Origin of the sequence: Algivirga pacifica, assembly GCF_039543525.1 — a bacterium.
Classification (GTDB): domain Bacteria; phylum Bacteroidota; class Bacteroidia; order Cytophagales; family Flammeovirgaceae; genus Algivirga; species Algivirga pacifica.
On sequence record NZ_BAABJX010000024.1, the window covers coordinates 84,108 to 104,841 of the forward strand.

Annotated in this window: 12 protein-coding genes; 1 reads left to right on the forward strand and 11 read right to left on the reverse strand. The window is 39.0% G+C overall.

The annotated features are described in order from the left end of the window. Positions 1 to 66: 66 nt before the first annotated feature. Entirely contained in the window at positions 67 to 2,532 is a 2,466-nt protein-coding gene (thrA, locus tag ABD985_RS08150) for a bifunctional aspartate kinase/homoserine dehydrogenase I (RefSeq protein ID WP_345370775.1), read from the reverse strand. 326 nt (positions 2,533 to 2,858) lie between these two features. Between thrA and ABD985_RS08155 the strand changes: the two genes are divergently transcribed. Beyond that, positions 2,859 to 3,713 (forward strand): YitT family protein, encoded by an 855-nt coding sequence (locus tag ABD985_RS08155; protein ID WP_345370776.1) that lies wholly within the window; start codon positions 2,859 to 2,861, stop codon positions 3,711 to 3,713. 57 nt (positions 3,714 to 3,770) lie between these two features. Here the strand turns inward: ABD985_RS08155 and ABD985_RS08160 are convergent, their stop codons facing one another. The 10 genes from ABD985_RS08160 to ABD985_RS08205 all read right to left on the reverse strand — a co-directional run bounded on the left by ABD985_RS08160 (position 3,771) and on the right by ABD985_RS08205 (position 20,660). Continuing rightward, positions 3,771 to 4,679 carry a hypothetical protein gene (locus ABD985_RS08160; RefSeq protein WP_345370779.1) on the reverse strand — a complete coding sequence of 303 codons (909 nt, stop codon included), beginning with the start codon at positions 4,677 to 4,679 and terminating at the stop codon, positions 3,771 to 3,773. 191 nt (positions 4,680 to 4,870) lie between these two features. Beyond that, positions 4,871 to 5,782: a hypothetical protein gene (locus tag ABD985_RS08165; RefSeq protein ID WP_345370780.1), complete on the reverse strand. Its 912-nt coding sequence runs from the start codon at positions 5,780 to 5,782 to the stop codon at positions 4,871 to 4,873. A 281-nt stretch (positions 5,783 to 6,063) separates the two neighbouring features. After that, complete coding sequence (porM, locus tag ABD985_RS08170) at positions 6,064 to 7,740, reverse strand: type IX secretion system motor protein PorM/GldM (protein WP_345370781.1); 1,677 nt, start codon at positions 7,738 to 7,740, stop codon at positions 6,064 to 6,066. A 60-nt stretch (positions 7,741 to 7,800) separates the two neighbouring features. Beyond that, positions 7,801 to 8,589 carry a type IX secretion system motor protein PorL/GldL gene (porL, locus tag ABD985_RS08175; RefSeq protein ID WP_345370782.1) on the reverse strand — a complete coding sequence of 263 codons (789 nt, stop codon included), beginning with the start codon at positions 8,587 to 8,589 and terminating at the stop codon, positions 7,801 to 7,803. A 56-nt stretch (positions 8,590 to 8,645) separates the two neighbouring features. Next, positions 8,646 to 9,743 (reverse strand): T9SS ring complex lipoprotein PorK/GldK, encoded by a 1,098-nt coding sequence (gene porK / locus ABD985_RS08180; RefSeq protein ID WP_345370785.1) that lies wholly within the window; start codon positions 9,741 to 9,743, stop codon positions 8,646 to 8,648. A gap of 598 nt (positions 9,744 to 10,341) precedes the next feature. After that, a complete protein-coding gene (locus tag ABD985_RS08185; protein ID WP_345370786.1) occupies positions 10,342 to 11,292 on the reverse strand; it encodes a PorP/SprF family type IX secretion system membrane protein in 951 nt (316 codons plus the stop codon). A 121-nt stretch (positions 11,293 to 11,413) separates the two neighbouring features. Then, entirely contained in the window at positions 11,414 to 12,196 is a 783-nt protein-coding gene (locus ABD985_RS08190) for a uroporphyrinogen-III synthase (RefSeq protein ID WP_345370788.1), read from the reverse strand. Between the two features lie 32 nt (positions 12,197 to 12,228). Further along, complete coding sequence (locus tag ABD985_RS08195; protein WP_345370790.1) at positions 12,229 to 13,374, reverse strand: DUF4271 domain-containing protein; 1,146 nt, start codon at positions 13,372 to 13,374, stop codon at positions 12,229 to 12,231. Between the two features lie 20 nt (positions 13,375 to 13,394). Continuing rightward, positions 13,395 to 15,065 carry a BamA/TamA family outer membrane protein gene (locus tag ABD985_RS08200; protein ID WP_345370792.1) on the reverse strand — a complete coding sequence of 557 codons (1,671 nt, stop codon included), beginning with the start codon at positions 15,063 to 15,065 and terminating at the stop codon, positions 13,395 to 13,397. Positions 15,066 to 15,278: 213 nt separating this feature from the next. After that, a complete protein-coding gene (locus tag ABD985_RS08205; RefSeq protein ID WP_345370794.1) occupies positions 15,279 to 20,660 on the reverse strand; it encodes an alpha-2-macroglobulin family protein in 5,382 nt (1,793 codons plus the stop codon). Between the last annotated feature and the right edge of the window lie 74 nt (positions 20,661 to 20,734).

Genomic DNA, 20,734 nt, shown 5'->3' on the forward strand with positions numbered 1-20,734 from the left:
TTAGGGGTTAGCAATATTTATTCAACTAATCTCTAACACCTAACCCCTAATATCTGCTCTCAAAAACTATTGTGCATGAGTCAGATAATTTCCGATAGTAATAATCTCAGCAAATACTCCTGCCGCTGTCACTTCTGCTCCAGCACCAGGTCCTTTGACGACCAACGGCTCACTGCAATAACGTCTTGTGGTAAATACCACCATATTATCACTTCCTGAAAGGTGATAGAATGGGTGATCTTCTGCCACAGCCTTCAATCCCACTTTTGCCTTTCCATCTTCCAATGAAGCTACAAAGCGCAGTACTTTTCCATCTTCTGCCGCTGCTACCATACGCTCCTCAAAAACGTGTTCATTATTAGTTAATGCCGTAAGGAACTCTTCTACGGTAGGGGCATCTACACACTCCTGAGGTAAAATATTTTCTACTTCAATCTCTTCCGGCTCGATGTCAAATCCGGCTTCCCTTGCCAAGATCAAGATCTTACGGGCTACGTCCGTTCCACTCAAGTCATCCCTTGGATCTGGCTCTGTAAAGCCTTTTTCCTTGGCATCTTTCACAATTTGAGCAAAAGAAGTACCCAGCTTGTAAGAGTTAAAGATATACGATAAGGTTCCTGAAAGAATTCCCTCAATCTTAAGAATGCGGTCACCACTATTCTTCAAGTCATTCAGAGGAGAAATAACTGGTAAACCAGCCCCCACATTGGTCTCGTACATAAATTTCACCTTGCGGTATGCCGCCACCTGCTGCAACTCTTTATACACTCTTAACGGACCTGAGTTGGCCAGTTTATTCGGTGTACAAATAGAGATACTTTCTGAAAGAATATCTTTGTAACGCTCTACGGCATCTTTACCAGCCGTACAATCTACAAAAACACTATTCGGTAAGTTAAGTGCTTTTACTCTTTCTATAAACTTCAAAGTATCTGACGACTCTCCTGCCGCAAGTACTTCTTCCTTGCTTAAAGAAAGGTCAATACCATTTTCATCAAAGTACATTTTAGAGGTGTTGGCCACCCCTACCACGTTAATCTTCAATCCTTGTTCTTCCTGAAGATACTGTGCCTGCTCTTTGATTTGCTTTAAAAGCGTAGAACCAATTAGTCCCCACCCTAACATAAATACATTCAGGGTCATTTTATTGGATAGGAAGAACGCTTCATGTAAAGCATTAACGGCTTTAGCTACATCACGTTGTGGAATTACCGCTGAAATATTAAGCTCCGAAGAACCCTGTGCGATCGCACGAACGTTGATTCCATTTTTCCCTAATGCGGAGAACTTAGCTGCTGCAATGCCCGGAGTGGCTTTCATATTCTCTCCGATGATTGCGATGACAGAAAGATCTCTTTCTGCTTCGATAGCATCAATCTTCCCTGCAGAAATTTCTCCTATAAACTCCTGATTTACGATTGTCTGTGCCTTTGATGCAAACTCCGGAGCTACTGCAAATGTAATTGAGTGCTCAGAAGAAGCCTGTGTTATCAATACCACAGATATATCCTCCTTAGCTAAGGCACCAAAAAGGCGAGAAGAAACCCCTGACACCCCTACCATACCACTACCTTTCAACGTCAGTAGTGCAATGTCTTTGATAGATGAAATTCCCTTAACGGGTAGATCATTATGTCCTGTCTCTACCGAAATCCTTGTTCCAATAAAAGATGGATTAAATGTATTTTTAATATATAAAGGAATCTTCTTTTGGAATGCAGGCTGCAGGGTAGGAGGATAAATCACCTTAGCACCAAAGTGAGACATCTCCATTGCCTCCTCATAAGAGATCTGACTTAAGGTAAAGGCATCTTTCACGACTCTTGGGTCTGCTGTCATCACTCCATCTACGTCTGTCCAGATTTCAATGCTTTCCGCATCCAACGCCGCTCCAAAAATAGCAGCAGAGTAGTCAGATCCACCCCTACCTAGTGTAGTGGTTTCCCCTTCCTCTGTAGACCCTATAAAGCCTGTAATGACTGGATATTCTTTAGTATCCTCAAAATAGCGTACAATATTAGCGTTGGTTTTCAAGAAATCTACCTTAGCATACCCAAAGCTTCTATTGGTCTTTACCACAGTGCGTGCATCCAACTGTATAGCTGGTACTCCTTCTTGAGTCAAGTACTGCGCAATGATGGCAGATGACATACGCTCGCCAAAACTTTGTACTGTATCCAAGCTACGTAAAGACAATTCTCTCAACATAGAGATTCCTCTCAACAAGTCTTCCAACTCATTGAGCAAACGTTTGACCTGTGCCAGCATAGGACTCTGTGCCGAAACCAAAAGGAGCTCACGAATCGCTGAAAAATGCAGCTCTTCCACTTCTTTTAATAACGTCAAGTAATGCTCGTCTCCCACAGAAGCCTTTTGACCCATGGCAATAAGCTTGTTGGTGACGCCACTCATGGCCGAAACCACGATTCCACAACGTTTCCCTTCCTCTTTATATGATTTGAGAATTTTGCATACTTCTCTGATGCTTTCCGCAGAACCTACTGAGGTTCCTCCAAACTTAAGTAATAACATAGGCTTTTGACTCTGGGTTACGACCAAAAAATGTACAGAGCTATTTTTAAGAATCTTACTATTTATAAACGATTTTTTACAATTTTCAGAATAATTATATAAAAACAAAGTCGATTTAATAATTATACCCACTTACAGTGATATATCCTCAAAATATCCGTTAGTGTAGAATAAGATTCTATTACCGATAATTCTCTTATATTTGCATTCTATTTGACTTTAATAGATTGATTATGAGTCTATAATAGGCTAAAAAATGGTCAATACAGATGACAATGCAAAACAAACAAACATTCAAAATAAAAGAGGTACCACAGGTAAAACCTATGAGTAAACCGTGGTTTATCAGCACGTTAAAGGCATTATTGGGCGCCAGTATTATTGCTTTCGGTTATGTCGCATTTTTCATTCCTCACAAAATTATCCCTGGAGGATTGTTTGGATTCAGTACCATTGTTGGTGACCTTACGGGTTGGCCTATCGGTATGATTTCTCTTGCCATTAACATTCCACTTTTGGTTTGGGCAATACTTTCTTTGGGGAATAGCTTTGGTGTGAAAACTATTCTTGCCATGCTATGGGCTTCTCTAGCCGTCGATGGTTTTGCCTGGTTATTGAGTGGTTATGTCTTTGCCGAAGACAAATTGTTATCGGCCATCTTTGGTGGGGTATTAATAGGTACGGGAGTAGCTTTTACCTTAAGAGAAGAGGCTACAACAGGAGGAACAGATACATTGGCTAAGATCTTATCTCATTACTTCAAGACTCCTGTCAGTAAGTTTGTATTATTGATTGATGGCAGTATTGTGGTTATGGGATTGGTGGTCTTTCAAGACTTCACGCTAGCCCCTTATGCCATATTATCGGTATTTACAATCTCCAAGACCATTGACTCTGTATTGGGTGGCTTCAACAGCAAAAATGTCGTCATGATTATTTCGCAAAAACATGAAGAAGTACGAGAATATATTCTTAATGATTTGGATAGAGGAGGAACTTACTTAAATGGACAAGGGCTTTTCTACAATCAGCAAGAACGTAACGTGATTCTTACTGCCATCAGCCGTAAGGAAATGGTAAGATTGGAGAACTATCTAAAAGTATTGGACCCTCAAGCCTTTTTGATGGTACTTCCAGCACATGAAGTGAAGGGTAGTGGTTTTCAGCCATTGCTTCAATAAATAAAAGCATAGCTTAGGCTATGCTTTTATTTTTATCCTATCTAAAATCCCTTTCAATTAGTAAGAGTATAAGTCATCATTTTGCTCCAGCAACTGATACTCATATTCGATAGCCTTTTTCAATTTATATCTTGGCATTTCTCCTCCTTTCACTTTTTCTGCCTCAATTACAGAGCGCTGCACTTCATCTTCTACCATTTGAGAGATCAAAGCATCATCATAATTATTAAACTTGATCAATTTTCCAGAGAAAATCATCAGTTCAAAAGCATCCATTATACTTCTATCCTCCGCCCTGTTATTGATATTTACCCAATAAGCTTTTTGTTCTGGAGATAAGTCCCTGTTGATATCCTTAAAAAGATACTTGAAGTCCTTATAATTGAAAGCAGCCAACGGGCGTTTTGTGCTGGACCCTGAGTCTCCATCATTCTTCTCATATAACAACGTAATACTCTTTATATCTCTGATCCATACACTCCTAGTCTTATCGTAGATCAAATCTACCTCTGCTTGTAGATAATGGAACATATCATCTCTGAAGCCCTCTACAAAATCTGTTTCTTCCTCCATCATAGAATAGTCATCAATGATGCCTATACCACCTCCAATAGGTGCCCCCAACATTTGGGCATCATCTGTACTGATTGCCTTCTCATAAAGCTCATTAAAATTATCTAGTTTTTTCAAAGGCTCTTCAGGATCATAAGGCACTAATACCGGAATCATGGCTCTCTTAATAATAGCCTCTGCCAAATAAAACTCCGTATTGTGAAAAGGTCGGTTAATTCTTTGCTCAAGGTCAATCTCATACCATACGGTTCTCTTGTTCATGACCTCGTACTTCTTAGGGTATTCATAAATAGAGTGTACAGGTTCTTCTTCCTCTCCGGGAGCATAGTTTTGTGCTAGGGATGGCGTCCATACTGCCAATAGAAGCAGTATGATCATTAGTTTGTTTTTCATGGGTTATATGGGGTTAGAATTGCTATTGTTAACACTTATTAAAAAACACAATTATTTTATTTTGAGCAATGTGTTTATTAAAAGTTAATCCAATTCTGTACCATAATGAGACGAAATGCATCATAAAAAAAAGGACTTGCCTGTAAATACTACATGCAAGTCCTTTTATAACAGGATTGATTTCTCACTTTTTAGTAAGAGTACAAATCATCATTTTCTTCCAGCAATCCATATTCATAGTCAATTGCCTTCTTCAATTTATAACGAGGAGCTTCTCCTGCTCTTACTTTATTTCTTTCAATCTCAGATCTTTCTAACTCGTCTTCCAGAATCTGAGAAATCAAAGCATCATCGTGATTGTTATACTTAATCATCTTACCAGAGAACAACATCAACTCAAAAGCATCCATAATACTACGGTCTTCTGCTCTGTTATTGATATTTACCCAATACGCCTTTTGCTCTGCAGAATTGTCTCTGTTGATATCTTTGAACAAATACTTAAAGTCTTTGTAATTAAAGGTAGCCAAAGGTCGCTTGGTTTTACCTGCATCATCCCCATCACTTTTCTCATAAAGAACCGTAATACGTTTGATATCTCTAATCCAAATACTTCTCGTTTTATCATAAATCAAGTCCACCTCTGCTTGCAGGTAATGGAACATATCATCTCTAAAGTCATCTCCTGCACCTTCAGTAGCTTCCGCCATTCCGCTACCTTCAGACATCAAGTCCGGTCCCCAGAACATTCCGCCACCAACTTCTGGTAACTGTTCATCAACTGCCGTTGCTTTTTCATACACCTCACGGAAGTTATCCATTTTACGGGTAGGATCTTCTGGATCATAAGGCATCAATACAGAAATCAAGGCACGTCGGATGATCGCATCAGCAATATAAAACTCTGTATTATGGAATGGACGGTTAATGCGTTGTTCCAAGTCCACTTCGTACCAAACGGTACGCTTAGACATTACTTCGTATTTCTTTGGGTACTCATAAACCGAATGTACGGGCTCTTCTTCTTCGCCCGGAGCGTAGTTCTGTGCTATAGCTGGGATAAGAGCCCAACTACAGATCAGTGTTAAAAATATTTTTTTCATAATTGCAGTAAGTGTCAAAACTGTAGCTGTAATGAAACAAAAATGAGATAAGCAGGACTCAACAACGGTCGCCTGTTTCGATTAAAGTAAACAATATCCAAGCCAAAAAACCGAAAGTTTGTTTGTACACTTATAACTCCCACTTAAAAAACGTAACGTACAATAAATTATTATTAGGATGCTAAAAAGGTACAAAAAAATAATGGTATAAAAATAGCCGCAGCAAAAGTTTCCTTTCACTGCGGACTATGAATATATCATCAATGATGAATCCTCAGAAATTAGTTACGTGACAAGTTAATGTTGAACGTAGCGTTCTTGATCACTACCTCATCTTGTTTTCTAAAGTTTCTACGGATACCTTCTTGGATCTCTACCAATACACGTGTTGCAGCTTTAAGATCTCTATTGTTAAACTTAACAACACCGTTTCTAGCTCTTTCAGACTTAAACACTGTGTTGTCAGAGTTTACCAAAGATACTTTTGCTGACTTGATACCATAGTTCAAGTCACGCTTCAAAGACTTAATGTCTTTTACTGAAGCATCTGGTACCAATTGCAGTGTAAATGCTCTTGCCTTGTTCTTCGCTAGTGTAGTTACCTCAAGTTGAGAGTCCTTCACAACAGCTTCTCTTCCTGCATAAATATTCACCTTTGGAGCTGGCAAACGTTTTACTCTAAACTTCTTAGAGTCGATTTTCATATCGCCACTATACACAGTCAATGTACCTCCTTTAGGAGAAGTAGGAAGAATTGTTGCTACCTTACCATTAGCAGACACACTACCTCCTGATACTCTAAACTTAGGAGAATACTGGCTACCCAATGAAGGAACGTCAATCTTCAACGTGTTTCCACAGTTTAGGTATAGGTCTGGAAGGCCACCATCACCTTCACTGATTACTACATCAGGACGAATAACATAGTATTTTCTTTCGATTGGCAACTGCTTCCATCCAGATCCAGTAGGGTATTCAATTACCCCTCTCCAGATTTTCTCAGCCTTACCATATTGATCGAACTCACTATCTTTTGCCATCGCTTTGAAGCTCAAGTGTCCAACACCGTTCTCAACATTAACAGCGGCACCATTTGCTTTCATTCTTGGCTGTAGAGAAGAACTTGAAGCACCTACCATCAACTCAGCTTCATAATTCGTTCCTTTAGGCACATAAATCGCCTGAGGGATTACGATTTCTTTATACTGGTCAATTTCTGGCTCTGCTTTCACTCTCTTCATCAAAACATCCATCACGCTAGCCTCTGCTTTTAGCACTTCTGCTTCTAGCTGAGTCAATACAGCAATTGCTGCAGCGTTTGGAGTTCCTTGAAACTGAAGGATAGCGAAATCCTTGTTCAACTGCTCTTTATTGAAAGTTCCTTGTGGATAGTCTTTTGCATCTTTTGCAATTACATCAATATCCGAAAAAGGAATTCTCTGCTTTGTAACTTCAAAGTTAGACTGAACATTCGCCTTAGCGATCTCATTCAAATCTTTCACGTAAGCATCTAGTTGCTTCTTTAGTTTGTAAGCTTCTCCAGACTTTGCATCGCCTGGACCTAACGTCAACTGCATCATTTTCTCAGATCCACTTTTATCCTGGATCTGACCAGTTTCATCTTTTCCTGCAATGGTTTTGATCCCTTGACGAATAGATTCAATCTGTTTTAAAACAGCATCTGTTTTTTGTTTTACTTCTTTTGCAGATTCTCTCACCTGCTTTGCCACCTCATTGGGTTGGTCTTCTTCCATTTTGGCCACCTCCTTGTCTACTGCCGCATAAATACTTTGCGTTTTTTGTTCAACAGTATTATTGGAGATCGTTAAAGCCTGATTAATGAAAATGAACTTATCTAGTACTGTATCACTAACTTGCAAAGCAAGCATGGCTAGCAATACCAAGTACATCAGATTGATCATCTTCTGTCTCGGGGTTTCTTTAGCTCCTCCTGCCATTATATTTTAGAGTTTTACTTTCAAGACTCGATTCTAAAAAAATTAAATACAAGAAAGGAATTATCCTTTCATTGCATTAAGCATTTTACCATAAATGCCGTTAAGTTGTGTCAGGTTACCTGTCAACTTAGAGATCTCTGTCTTAAAGTTTTCTGACTCTTTGCTAGCATCTGACATGTTCTGCATTGCAACGCTTAAGTTACCGTAGAACTTGTTCATCGCTTTCAGGTGGCTATTTGCATCCTTCAACTCCATTTCATACACAGCATTCAATGCACCAAGGTTCTTGCTTACTGCTTGAATTTGCTCGTGATAGTTTTTAGCATCTTTGCTAGCATCCGCCAATACAGTAACTGCTGTAGAAGCTGTTCCGAATGACTTTCCTAACTCAGTCGCTGACTTTGCTGCCACTTGCAAGCTGTTTGTGTACTCTTTAGAAGCTGCTGCTGTGCTAGAAATATCAGTCATGTGCTTCACAGAAGTTGTCAACTGCTTGATCCCTGCGTCAAAAGCTTTAGCAGTTGCCTCGTCTACTCCTAAGCTAGGCATAGAAGTATTTCCCGCTGCTTGAGGTACTTTCGCCATTTCAGCATTGGCATCCAGGATCGCAGGTCCATAAACCTTTTCCCAGTGGTAATGCTTCTCTGGAGGAGGTACTGGAGCAAAAAAGCCCAATAAGAATAGCAATGCCTCAGTACTCAAACCTGCTACCAACATATATGTTGCTCCAGGCCAGTGCTCTAGTTTGAACATCGCTCCGACAATAACAACCGCTGCTCCTACTGCTGTAACTTTAGGGACCCACACGCGGTTAAACTTCTCATTAAAAGTTTCCTTGTGATAACTCATCTTTGATCTATTGCTTTAAGTGTTATTAAAAAACTCTGTTATAATAAAAAAAAATCTTAATTCAATCCAGAATAACCACCCAAACTTACCATTACACATCTAAATCCAATGTAAGCTCTAGCGCGATCTTCAAACTCATAAGTTCTCGTTCCTGTCTCTGTATAGAATGAAATATCTTTCCATGATCCTCCTCTAACTACTTTCTTACGCTCACTAGGATTCAAGAAAATAGGGTTCAAATCCCATACAATAGGATATGCTGCAGGGTTGAAGGCATCTAAGCACCACTCTGAAACATTACCAGCCATATCGTACAAGCCATATCCATTTGGATAAAATTCACCTACCGGTGAGGTGTAAGAATATCCATCATCATAATAATTTCCTCTACCAGGTTTGAAGTTAGCCAAAGCACATCCTTTCCCGTTACGGATATAAGGCATTCCCCAAGGATACTTCGCACCTCTCAGACCTCCTCTTGCTGCGTATTCCCATTGTGCTTCTGAAGGAAGCGCAAACTTAGGCATCTCAGCATCACCGTTTTGCATACGGTAACTATTCATATGGTAAGTTCTCCACTTACAAAACTCTAGAGCTGCATTACGGCTAACTCCAACAACCGGATAACTACCAAAAGAAGGGTGACTAAAATAGTGTTCCTGCATAGGATCCCCCATATGGTTGGCAAAATCTTTTGTCCATACCGTGGAATCAGGGCGAAGCTCTTCCTGTGACATAAAATCTGGAATCGCTAATTCTTTATTTCCATCAACACCAATCACATACTTGTCATCTCCAGTAGGAGGGTTTGCACCTCTTTGTTGGTTCAATTCTCCCACAGCCAACCAGAACTGACGGTATTCATTATTGGTGATTTCAGTATCATCCATATAGAATGAACTGATGGTTACTTGTCGGTTCATGTTAATCTTGGAGTAGGTAGGGTCCTCGTCGGCCTGTCCTAAATGGAAAGTACCACTAGGAACTTCCACCATACCGTAAGGGATCACATTAGTCTCCCAGCTAGCTTCAGGAGCTCTACCGGTCAATTCTCCCTTGTCATCATTTCCTCCGTACGATTTACATCCTTGAAATGGCAGGTACAATGCCAACATTGACCACACAAGGTTCCTCAAAAGTGAAGAGTTATTCATAGTCTATAACAATATTTTCAAATTTGCTGAAAAGATACTTTTGGCAAAGAGTGTTTACTTTTTGTTCCAATACTGAATCAAAAGATTCTTCTTGCTAATGAGCAAAAATGAATCCAAAAGCGGTATTTATCAAGAAAGTGAAAAACTTTACCTTGAAATTCAAAACGCTCTTGTACAATCCTTTGATTAAAACTCTTAGAATAGCAACGAACAAATACAATAAAAAGTACAGCAAGCCTTAAAAAAGCCTCAGTTTATTTTTTGGTTTCATTATTCGCAGCTTGAGTCGGGTTTGAGGTCCTTCAACATATACCTCTATAACAGGAGGTAATCCGAAAAAATAAACCTATCTGCCACCATCTCCATTATAAGTATATTTCAAAACAATCAGTCAAGCCAAACTTAGTTAAAATGGTTTAAAGCTTAAAAGAATTTTAAAAAACTTTCCTGTAATAATCTTAAAATTAGCGTTAAAGCAATGAAATATACATAAAGGATCTCAATAGAATCTATTTTTTTGATCAAAAAAAATAGATTCTGTTTAAAAAAGAGCCTTAACGCTACCTAAATGCCTACATTTTAACGACTATACTCAATGTTAAAATCTAAACCTAGGTGTTCTCACTGTATTAGGTGGTGTCTTATCCGACATCCCAAAACGATATGATAACATCAACTCATGAGAGGTTGCTGACTTAGCACTTTTATTTTGCAACGTTAGATCGAAAGCATATCCCAACGTCAAGTTTTTACTTTTGGTTAAATTAGCTCCTGCTAAAATTGTCAAAGCTTCCACTTCTCTCATATTTACCCCTCCGTAAAAACTATTATTAATAATCGCCAACACACTTCCTTCAAAAGAATAGGCATTGAAGTCAGACTTCATAATTACTGAAGGTTGTATCGTCACTCCTTCTACTAAATCAATATTTGTACCTCCCATTACCGTAAGATGTCTTCTTAAAGTCATAATATTTCCATCACCTGAAGAAAACGTCGATTGCTGAAGGTGATTCATGGAAGCACTTAAGAATAAAGAAGGGCTGTCGAAATAAATTCCTGCTGCAAAATCAGGTACCAACTCGCTCACAGATCCATTCTCTCGGTTAATTACATCATTATCATCTACAAACGTCAACTTTTTATAATCTAGATAATAATGAAACAACCCTCCTCTGGCCCCCAAAGAAAGCGTAGAGTTACCAAATGAAATGTGATAAGCAAAAGAAAGCTGTATTTCCTGATTATTCACTGCTCCTAGATTATCATTTAAAAAGGATAACCCGATACCTCCGTTCATTTTAGCCAATGGAAGTCCTACGGTAAGCAACTGAGAAGTTGGCGCTCCTCCACTGCTGAAGTCAGCATCATAACCAAGCCATTGTGTTCGGTACAAGGCCCTTGCATCAATTGAACGGCTATCTAACCCTACTGCTGCTGGGTTATAAAAAGCCTGATTAAACATGTAATGGCTAAACTGAGGATCCTGTTGAGCAAACAACAACAGATTGAAAAACAGCAATATGGAAGTACTCAGAAGCTTTTTCATATGTGGTTATTAGTTTTAGCGAGAGGTTAATATTATAAAATAATATACAAAAAAAAGTAACAAAAAAAGGCTGTACAATATGAATATGTACAGCCTCCTTAATCAAAACTCTTCGCTTACCTTAATTGTTTTCCTTCATATACAATTCGATAGCTCCCGTCATCGATGGTGCATTAGGAAGAGGTGCTTCTACATCTAAATGCAATCCATGATCTCTAACAGCTTGAGCTGTTGTAGGACCAAAAGCCGCAATACGCGTATTGTTCTGCTTAAAGTCTGGGAAGTTATGGAATAAAGACTTAATCCCTGAAGGACTAAAGAAGGCGATCATATCATAATAAATATCTTTCAGATCAGATAAGTCACTCGCTACTGTTCTGTAGATAATAGCCTCTGTAAAGTTCAACTTGTTCTCTTCCATAAAACTAGGGATATCATCTTTTCGGATATCCGAGCAAGGGAACAAGAAAGATTCCTTTTTATGCTTCTTGATAATCTCTAATAGGTCCTTAGCCGTTTTTAGCCCCGTAAATACCTTACGCTTACGTACAACAATATACTTTTGTAGATAATTGGCTGTCTGGTCTGAAATACAAAAGTATTTCATATCGGCCGGCACATCCACTTTCATTTCCTTACAGATCCTAAAAAAATGATCGATCGCATTTCTGCTTGTAAAAATAACAGCGGTATGCTTTAGGACATCTACTTTTTGTCGTCTAAAATCCTTTACATCCACTGCCTGTACCTCAATGAAAGGGCGAAAATCTACCTTTATGTCATACTTCTTAGCGAGCATGTGGTAGGGAGAGTTCTGGTTTGCGGGTTCTGGTTGTGATACTAGTATGGATTTTACTGCTCTCTTCTCAACCGTTACATCCTCTGATTGTGTATTGTTTGCCATGCTAATTGATAATTTCGGTTCAGATATGACCTTTATAAAAGTATCTTCATTACCAACAAAGTTGGCAACAGTTCTGTGGCGCAAAAATAAGAAAATAAATATTTATTTCTAAATGATATTTGTCTGGAGGTCACAATAAACACCAAAATTGTCTTCAGCAAGAGGAAAAAGAAGAGAATTCCCGTAAACACTTTCACTGTAATTAACGTAGACTTGAAAACCCAAATACCTGCTATTAACAGAACTACAACCAGAAAAACCTGAGAAATATCGATAAACGCTTGAATGTGAATAGAAGTAACTTGTTTTAAGTTGTACGTTTTTCCAAGAATAGCAATTAACAGGAGCCATGCGGTCATCAAAATAACTGCCATAGAAAAATAGGAGAGATAAGCTTTTCCAAAAGTATACAAATCAACCTCTGTTAACACCTCTTCATTACCAAGAAGCAAGTAAAGAATCATCCCTCCAACCAATCCAAAGGATAATAAAAAACCACCTACTTGCAAAGTCGTTAACTTGTCAACATCTCCTCTTCCTCTAAAAACAACATTTGAAATCTTCATCAGGTTGGCACTTCCCAAGGATGCTCCAGAACCCCTCGAAATTAAAGCCAACAAAAGCAATATGAGTACATCAACCAATAATATATGATGTCCCAACATACCTTCTCTTCTTTGATTAGCCTCAAAGTAAGAAGCCTCAAACTGTTCCACCAAGGGTTTATCCAAAGCCCTTTTCACAATGGCAGCTCTAGGGTGTTCCTTAGTTGACTTTTCATTGTAAAATGTTAGAAGTAATGTTCCTTTCCCTTCTGCCTCCAATAATGAATCTAGTCCCAAAAGCAATACTTCTGAGTTTTTGACAGGAGACTTATAAAAAAGCTTATTATTCACAAATACACTGCTTTCTCCTGCAAATCGAAGGCGCAGCTTATATTTTCGATAAGGTGAAGCATCAAAGAAAAGATAGTGATTCATCACTCCTTCATGTATCTCTTCTATAAAAGGCACAAAACCCTCTGAAGAGTTATCATACACCAACCAATCATCATTCAGAGAGTGAATAATATTCTGTTTTTGTTCCTGTCCCATGGTTTGCCCAAAAGCCAACAACATTCCCAGAAAACTCAAAAAAAATACGATGTGTTGCCTGATCGATGCACTTATAAATACCATTGACTCTAATTATTATTATTCTAAAAAACACTCGTATACCTAATATGTAATTTGGCATTCCTCCATTCTAGAGACTCTCCCTGCCTTACTCCCATAGCATATACCAAATCCAGCTTTCCAGACTTGACACGGAGACTAAGCCCCCCTCCAATACTATAAGGCCATTGTCTAGATATTTCCCCTTGGAACTGTTCTTGTATCCATCCCATTTCTGTAAACAGAAAAAGATAAGAATACTTATCCATGAGAAATCGTAACTCATTTCCCAATATACCATAGGCTGAAGTATAGAAGGCCTGCTCTTCAAATCCTCTGAAAGTATTTATCCCTCCCAAAGGTCTCAATTCATTTTTGTACAGGGTTGGTGCATGCAAATAATATGCTCTACTAGAAATATTCCAAACAAAATGACGTCCTATAGGAGAATAAAATGCAAAATCACTATCCCACTCTAATTGTCCTACTCCTTCCTGCTCGGTTTGAAGTGTATTATCTATCCCTCGTTGTCCTACCGATAATAGTAATTGATACTCCAATCCACTGCGAGGAAACAATAAATCATCTAAACGTCTTTTCGCCCAACCAACACCTAAAAGAACTGACTGAATATTCGCTAATTCTTCCTCATGAGTAGCGAACGTCATACTTGACCTCCAATCCATTGCTAATGTCCACTTCCCTCCATAATCCGTTCCCTTTGACAAGGACAATCCTCTTCTGAGATTCAGAAAAGTGGAATCTTCTTTTTGCATCAAAAAAGAAAGTCCCACATCTAGCTTTGTCCCTAAAATAGCAGGATGACTATAACTAAAGTTAAGTTGTTGTCGATTGCCAGGTATACCTTTCCAGAATAAATCAACTTGTTTACCACTACCAAACAAGTTATTCATTACAATGTCTAACTGTCCATTAAAGCGAAAATCTCCTCCCTCATTATCTAGCCCGATGATCCCTTCAAAGGTATTATTTCGTCGTTTTTTTAATGGTAGTTGCATAACTACCCTACCTTGATCTGTATATATACCTGCTTCCCCTGTAAATGCAAGATAAGGCTGAGAACGCAAGCGATCTACAATATACTGCTCCTGCTTGGGTGTATAAATTGTTCCTGATTCAAATTGAATGAGACGGTGAAAAAAGTCTTTACGAACACCTATTTTCCCTTGACTCAAAACCTCCAGGGAATCCCAATAAAAAACAGTTCCTTCTTCTAAAGACAGCTTTCCTTTTAAAAAATTGTTATCTACACCAAGATACTGTAAGGTCACTTTTGGCTCTAAATACCCTTCTTCTGACAACTGCTTGATAATAGAGCTTTCTGACTCTTCCCAGCTTTGCAGAGATCGTTTTCCTTCTTTTACTCCCAAAGTATAAAGACGCTCTCTATGTTCCTCCTGAAAAGACAGATCTATTCCATCAAACTTAGGCCCTCGATATATAAAGGCACACAAAGTATCCTCTTCCCAATAAATACTATCTACCGCTCCAAGATAATATCCTTGAAAATGTAACTGCTGCACAATATCCTCAACCTTTTGTGTGAGTTGTGATTTTTCTGAAAAATTTTCGTTATCCCGAAAAACCCTCGGTTCACCTTCCTCTATATTGAGTTTCAAATGGTATTGCTCCTGTGCTTGCAAAGGTTTCAGCACCCCTCCCAATAGCAGTATTATTATATACCATCTTCCCATAATCCTGCCTCATAATCAATTACTATTCTAACAATAGGCTTTATATACTAAAAACCCTTTGCAAAATACCATATTAATTCCGCATAATAAACCTATGAGGAAAAAGGATGAAGGATAAAGGACTAGGAACCTATGGATAATAATCCTTCATCCTTCTTCCTTAAACTCCTTAAAAGTAGCACTTAACTATAAGTTTACTTGGCGTTCAGTCCACTAGCGATTCACTACTACGGTTCCAGTCCCGTGATAAGAATGATAACTTCCATCATACATGGCATCCGCACTTACAGGCCCTAAACTGAAGGTCCCGGAAGAGACCGCCCTTACCATATAATAAAAAGTCTTTTGTTTAGCCGTAGCTGTCGTAAAGAAATGTACTCTATCATCTCTAAAGTCCGTATGTTCTGCTGTATTTCCTTTAGCCCAAGAGATACCTGGCAACTCTCCAATACGAGGGTTTTCTACCTCAAAACCTGCAGGAAGCATATCTGTCACCACCACATTCTCTACCGAACGTCCATCAGATTCCAGCGTAATCTTCACGACTACCAAGTCATTCTGCTGCACCTTATTATTTTCAATCTCTCTTCCATAACGATCTAGAAAAGTCCTTCTCACCTTTAGATGCTTGTCTTCTTCCTCCACTTCTCCTGTTGCACTCAACCCATCCAATTCCCAGAAATAATAAAGATCTCCACTTCCCTCAGCTTCAATACTTACCTTTTCAGAAATAATTTCCTTGGTTAGGGTCACAATACCTTCCTCATAGGTACTTACCTTTTTGCCATCCACCAAGATCTCACCCTTCACTGGCATAGCATTAGTTTTTTTAGAAAGTTTTCCTAAAGCAAGGAAAGAGAACGCTTGCTCTTGTGTTGATAAGTGCCTTTCCTCCTTCACTGCTTTACTCAAGCTTTCTGCCAATACACCTACTTGCATATGCTCCGGATTAGTCTCCATCAATACATTAAGCGCAATTGCCTGATCTCGAACATGAGAAGCAAAACTTCCTCCGAATTCTTTACGAGACTTTTCCGACCCAAAACTTGGAGGTAATAATTGTCGGAATGAAGCTTGATCTCCAATTAATTGATAGGTACAAGCCAGCATATACTGTGCATCAGTTGTTAGTAAGTCAGGGTGCTCTTTGTAATAGTTCATCGTTGAAATTGATTTTTTCCCTGCCTGCGCCAATACGTACAAAGAATAAAACACTTCCCTTCTTGCGATTTCTCTACTCTTCAACTCTCCTGAAACATTATAGTAGTAATGATCTGCAGTCATACGCTGCCCTAATCGCTGGTTCAAATAGCTATACAATTTATCCATAAAAACCTTATCTACCGTAAATCCAGCCTTATCAGCTTCCTGCATAAAATGAGCTGCATACACACTTCCCCACCAACTCTCATAACTACCTCCTTGCCAGTATGACAAACCTCCATTATACATCTGCATCGTGTAGAGTTTCTTAATCGCTTCTCTCACATTAAATGCTGCTTCCTGGCTATTGGTCTCTTGATTTAGAGCATTCGATAAATCCGAAAAGTACAACTGAGGAAATACTGCTGAAACCGTTTGCTCCACACACCCATGCGGATAGCGTAACAGTTCGTCCAAGTGTTCTGCAAAGGTTATAACAGGAGATTTACTTACTAACAGTCTTCCTCTAGGTTTTAAATAATCCTTTTTCAAATCCAGCTCAACCTTATTGCCTGCTACCAACTTACCATGACCACTTTCCTTTACCAAAGAAGTAATAGGTCTTACGGTAAGGTCTGTTTCACTCTTAAAAACTTCACCTCCAGCTTCTGCAGTTACTGTCACCTTAGAAGCCCCAATCATCTTTTTGGCTCCCAACTCAAACAGTACTTGTTTCTCACTATTAGATGGAATACGAATACGATTACTCGAAAGCCCCTCGCTGTGTAGCACACCATCTGTTTTCAGCTTCAAGCTCACTTCCATCTCTTCGTCCGTTGTATTGGTCAAGGTAATTGGTGCCTTCAATTGATCTTCAGGACTCATAAACCTTGGTAAGGCTGTACTCACGACTAATGGATCTGCCACTTTTATATTCTTGCTGCTACTACCAAATGCATCTGCCTTGGTCGCCACGGCCATCACTCTCAAGCTTCCAGAAAACTCAGGAATATCGACCGTATACCTTACTTCTCCATCACTATCCGTTTTTAAGGTACCACTCCAATAAGATAATAGCCTTACGCGCTGATTGGTCAGTGGGTTCACCCTTCGCTCCATATCAAAAGCCCCAGCACCAAAACGATTGGCTTGTGGTTTCATATTTGGCAGAAGTCTTGGATATAGATCATAAGAGTCTACTTGTAGGGATTGCTTCTGGAAGAAGAACTCAAATGGATCGGGTGTCTGATAATTCTTAATTTGCAATATACCTTCATCTACTACCGCTACAGTTACTTCTATATCCTCTTCCTCTAGTTCAGAAGTAATTATAATCTCCTGTTTCGTATTCGATCGACTTCTTTCAGGAACATCAATATCCAATGCAATACGATTGGATGCTTTCACTACAGACAAAGAAGCTACACCATGTGCTACGGTCAATGGAATACGATCATCTTCCAATGGCTTAATCAAAGTAGCCGTCACATAAGCATTAGGCATATACTCTTCTTTCATTGGTATTTCTATCATAGCAGACTTCTCATCCGCCTCTACAAAGAAGTAATCCAGTAATTCATCCTTTTCTATAGTCACTAACATCTTTCCCGCAAAAGGAGCGTTCAGGAGTACTTTTGCCGTTTCTCCGACCTCATATTGCTCTTTATCTGATTTCACCAAAACATCTCCATCCTTATCCACCTCAAAAGAAGCGTTGGCCGAAGCACCCCAAGCATATGCATAGAACCATCTTCTCGTATAAGATTTTGCTCCCGGAAGGTATACCCTTACTTCATATTCTCCTGACTGCTCAGGAATAAATGAATACGTGGTAGATTTTCCATTCAAGGTGATTTCAGCACTCTCCAGTACCTGTTCTCTTTTTCTGGAAACATAACGATACCTTCCATAATCATTTTTTTCCAATACCGACTGCCAGTTCAGTTTAACAAGCTCAACCTTTGCATTAACTCCTTTCAATAACTTTCCTTCATGACTTACGGCTGCTAATGGCAATTGTACTGCACTTTTGGACTTAATATAGTGCTCCATCTCATGCACCCCTATAAATGCCTCTTGAGTAAGAATATCTACCTTACTCAATCGATGCACAGGACGTCCATTCTCATCAAACACGGTAGTATAAACCCTTCCTTCCAAAAGTCCTCGGTGATGATATGCTTCTGGAATAAAATAGCTTTCTTGAAATTGTCCTTCCTCTCCGGTAGTTCCCTCCACAATCACTTCCTCAAAAGAAATATTATCCATTCCATACAGAGAAAAATCATATTCATCCAACCCTTTAGGCTGAACTCCTTTTTTAACAATTTGGAAAGTAGTCTCATACTTACGTCCTGGTGCTGGAGGGCCAAACATATTCAACGCTTGTGCGCTTAACACCACCTCATCCCCTGCATTCACGGTTTCTTTATCCAATTGGACATTTACCTTAATACGATCAGGCATAAACTCCTCTACACTCACCTGATAGTTCCCCAATAAAATATTGTTGGTAGTATATAGCTCCACATTATAACTTCCTGTCAAGGCTGCCGCAGGAAGCGTAAAAGAGGTCTCAAAGGTTCCTTCTTCATTCAACGAAGTTTGTTCTGCAATCAAGCGGCTTCCTTCTGGGGTATATACTTTTAGTTTTACTGGAAAGCTCTTGGCGGCTGTCCAATCTTTATTTCTTACGATCCCTTTCAAGTAAACCTTTTCTCCCGGACGATATAGGTTTCTATCTCCGTATAAAAAGGCCATCATTCCTGTAGCATTATAACTTATGCCACCAATATCCTCACGACTATGATTAACCACTGTTTGTGAAAAGTGAAGATAATTGAAGTCATCCCCTTTAGAGGCTACTAGCATCTCCACTGTAAATCCAGGGGCTTTTTGTCTTACATTATCAAATACTGCTACCCCTTTATTATCCGTTTTTACAGTATAAACTTCCTGATTGTTACTACTTACTAGCGTAATTTCTACATCGGATAGCGTCTCTCCTTTTAGAATGGAGTTCGTAAAAACAGTAATATTATCTTTCCCCTTCTTGGTAATTAATCCAATATCAGACATAGAGATCACCTTCTGATCTTTGACATAACGCTGATCTGTACTTCTTACCGTAAGGACATAAATTCCATCAAACAACGTTTGGTCGGAGATTCCCAAATCAATCAAATAAGAGCCATTTGACTGCTCCAAAGAAGTTGTCGAAAGGGTATTCTCAAAAACCATATCTCCGTACTTGGAAAAATCTGCATACCCATAGTAATAATAGTCATCACCTCCTCTATCATATAACAGTCCATTATCCTTTAAATAAGCCAGGATATTGTTTCTGTATATTTTATGCAATGTCACCTCCACCTCAGGAACATTGACAATTTTGATCCCAACCTTCTTTGTTCCGGCTTTTGAGAGGTATTGGGCTTTCTTTTCATTGAACCTTATCGCCGGATCTACTCTTCCGAACAGAATATTCTGCGTGAACTCAAAGTCAAGCTCCTCATTGAATACTCCTTTCAAAGCCTTCTCAATTGTCAAATAATACTGTTGTCCTGTCTGAAAAGCACCTTTAAGAATAAATCCAAAATCTGTTTTTTCTACTTCTATATCAATCGTGGGAGATAGGTTAATATATCGCTCTATCTGCTGTGTACTTACCCCCTGATTGGTATATATATAAATGGAAGGCTTTCCTGCGTGAATACTAGTCTCAGCTCGTACAATTTTAAATTTCTCTCTGGAAGGGACTTTGGTATCATAGGATAGTTCTTTTGCTTTCATCTTTGTATTCGCAATAGACAATCCTTCTTGTACCTGTATCTTTAAGGCTGATTTTTGAGTAAGATCACTCCCTTTCAGCGCCAGTTGTATTTGCTTTGCTGGCACCGTCGTACTCATGGCAAATGATGTCTCTTTTCCTTCTGAAGTCACTTTCAGTTTAGAGGCTATTTCGGTAGGAACTACTTCATAATTGAAGTTTAACGTCAGACGAATTTCTGGCTCTCCTTGTTGCCCTACTTGCCAAAATGTATCGGTACGCTCTAATTGTAGGGAAGGGGTATGAAAAGTAAATTTTTCCTCTGTAATCTTGGGCTGATCCAGAAGCATTTCATAGAAGTCCTCTGTAAAGTTCATCGTGTAAGAGGTACTAGGAGCAAAGCCATTTTCTGGAGAAAACTCTAAGGTTTTCGTAGACTTCCACCTAAATTTCCCTGCCACTTTAGGAGTAATTTCCAACACTGGTTGTTCATACCAATGATTTACCTGAACAGGGTTGACCATATCCCGGTCAAATACCATGGTGATGTTTTGCTTCAGCTCAATTTCTTCCTGAAAGTTTTTGTAGGTAATATTTACATTACTCTTATTGGAGGAGCAAGCCTGAATAAGAAGTGATAAGCATAAAACAAAAAAAAGGGTTGAGCGTTTTTGTGTTAGCATTGTTTGTGTAGGTTTTAGTAGATTGAAATAGCACAGACAATAGTTTGTCACAGCCTTAACCAAAAGGTCCCTTG

Coding starts and splice junctions, on each gene's coding strand:
- ABD985_RS08190 (WP_345370788.1), bottom strand. CDS start 12,196: ATGGCAAACAATACACAATCAGAGGATGTAACGGTTGAGAAGAGAGCA.
- ABD985_RS08205 (WP_345370794.1), bottom strand. CDS start 20,660: ATGCTAACACAAAAACGCTCAACCCTTTTTTTTGTTTTATGCTTATCA.
- porK (WP_345370785.1), bottom strand. CDS start 9,743: ATGAATAACTCTTCACTTTTGAGGAACCTTGTGTGGTCAATGTTGGCA.
- porM (WP_345370781.1), bottom strand. CDS start 7,740: ATGGCAGGAGGAGCTAAAGAAACCCCGAGACAGAAGATGATCAATCTG.
- thrA (WP_345370775.1), bottom strand. CDS start 2,532: ATGTTATTACTTAAGTTTGGAGGAACCTCAGTAGGTTCTGCGGAAAGC.
- ABD985_RS08185 (WP_345370786.1), bottom strand. CDS start 11,292: ATGAAAAAGCTTCTGAGTACTTCCATATTGCTGTTTTTCAATCTGTTG.
- porL (WP_345370782.1), bottom strand. CDS start 8,589: ATGAGTTATCACAAGGAAACTTTTAATGAGAAGTTTAACCGCGTGTGG.
- ABD985_RS08200 (WP_345370792.1), bottom strand. CDS start 15,065: ATGGGAAGATGGTATATAATAATACTGCTATTGGGAGGGGTGCTGAAA.
- ABD985_RS08155 (WP_345370776.1), top strand. CDS start 2,859: ATGAGTAAACCGTGGTTTATCAGCACGTTAAAGGCATTATTGGGCGCC.
- ABD985_RS08195 (WP_345370790.1), bottom strand. CDS start 13,374: ATGGTATTTATAAGTGCATCGATCAGGCAACACATCGTATTTTTTTTG.
- ABD985_RS08160 (WP_345370779.1), bottom strand. CDS start 4,679: ATGAAAAACAAACTAATGATCATACTGCTTCTATTGGCAGTATGGACG.
- ABD985_RS08165 (WP_345370780.1), bottom strand. CDS start 5,782: ATGAAAAAAATATTTTTAACACTGATCTGTAGTTGGGCTCTTATCCCA.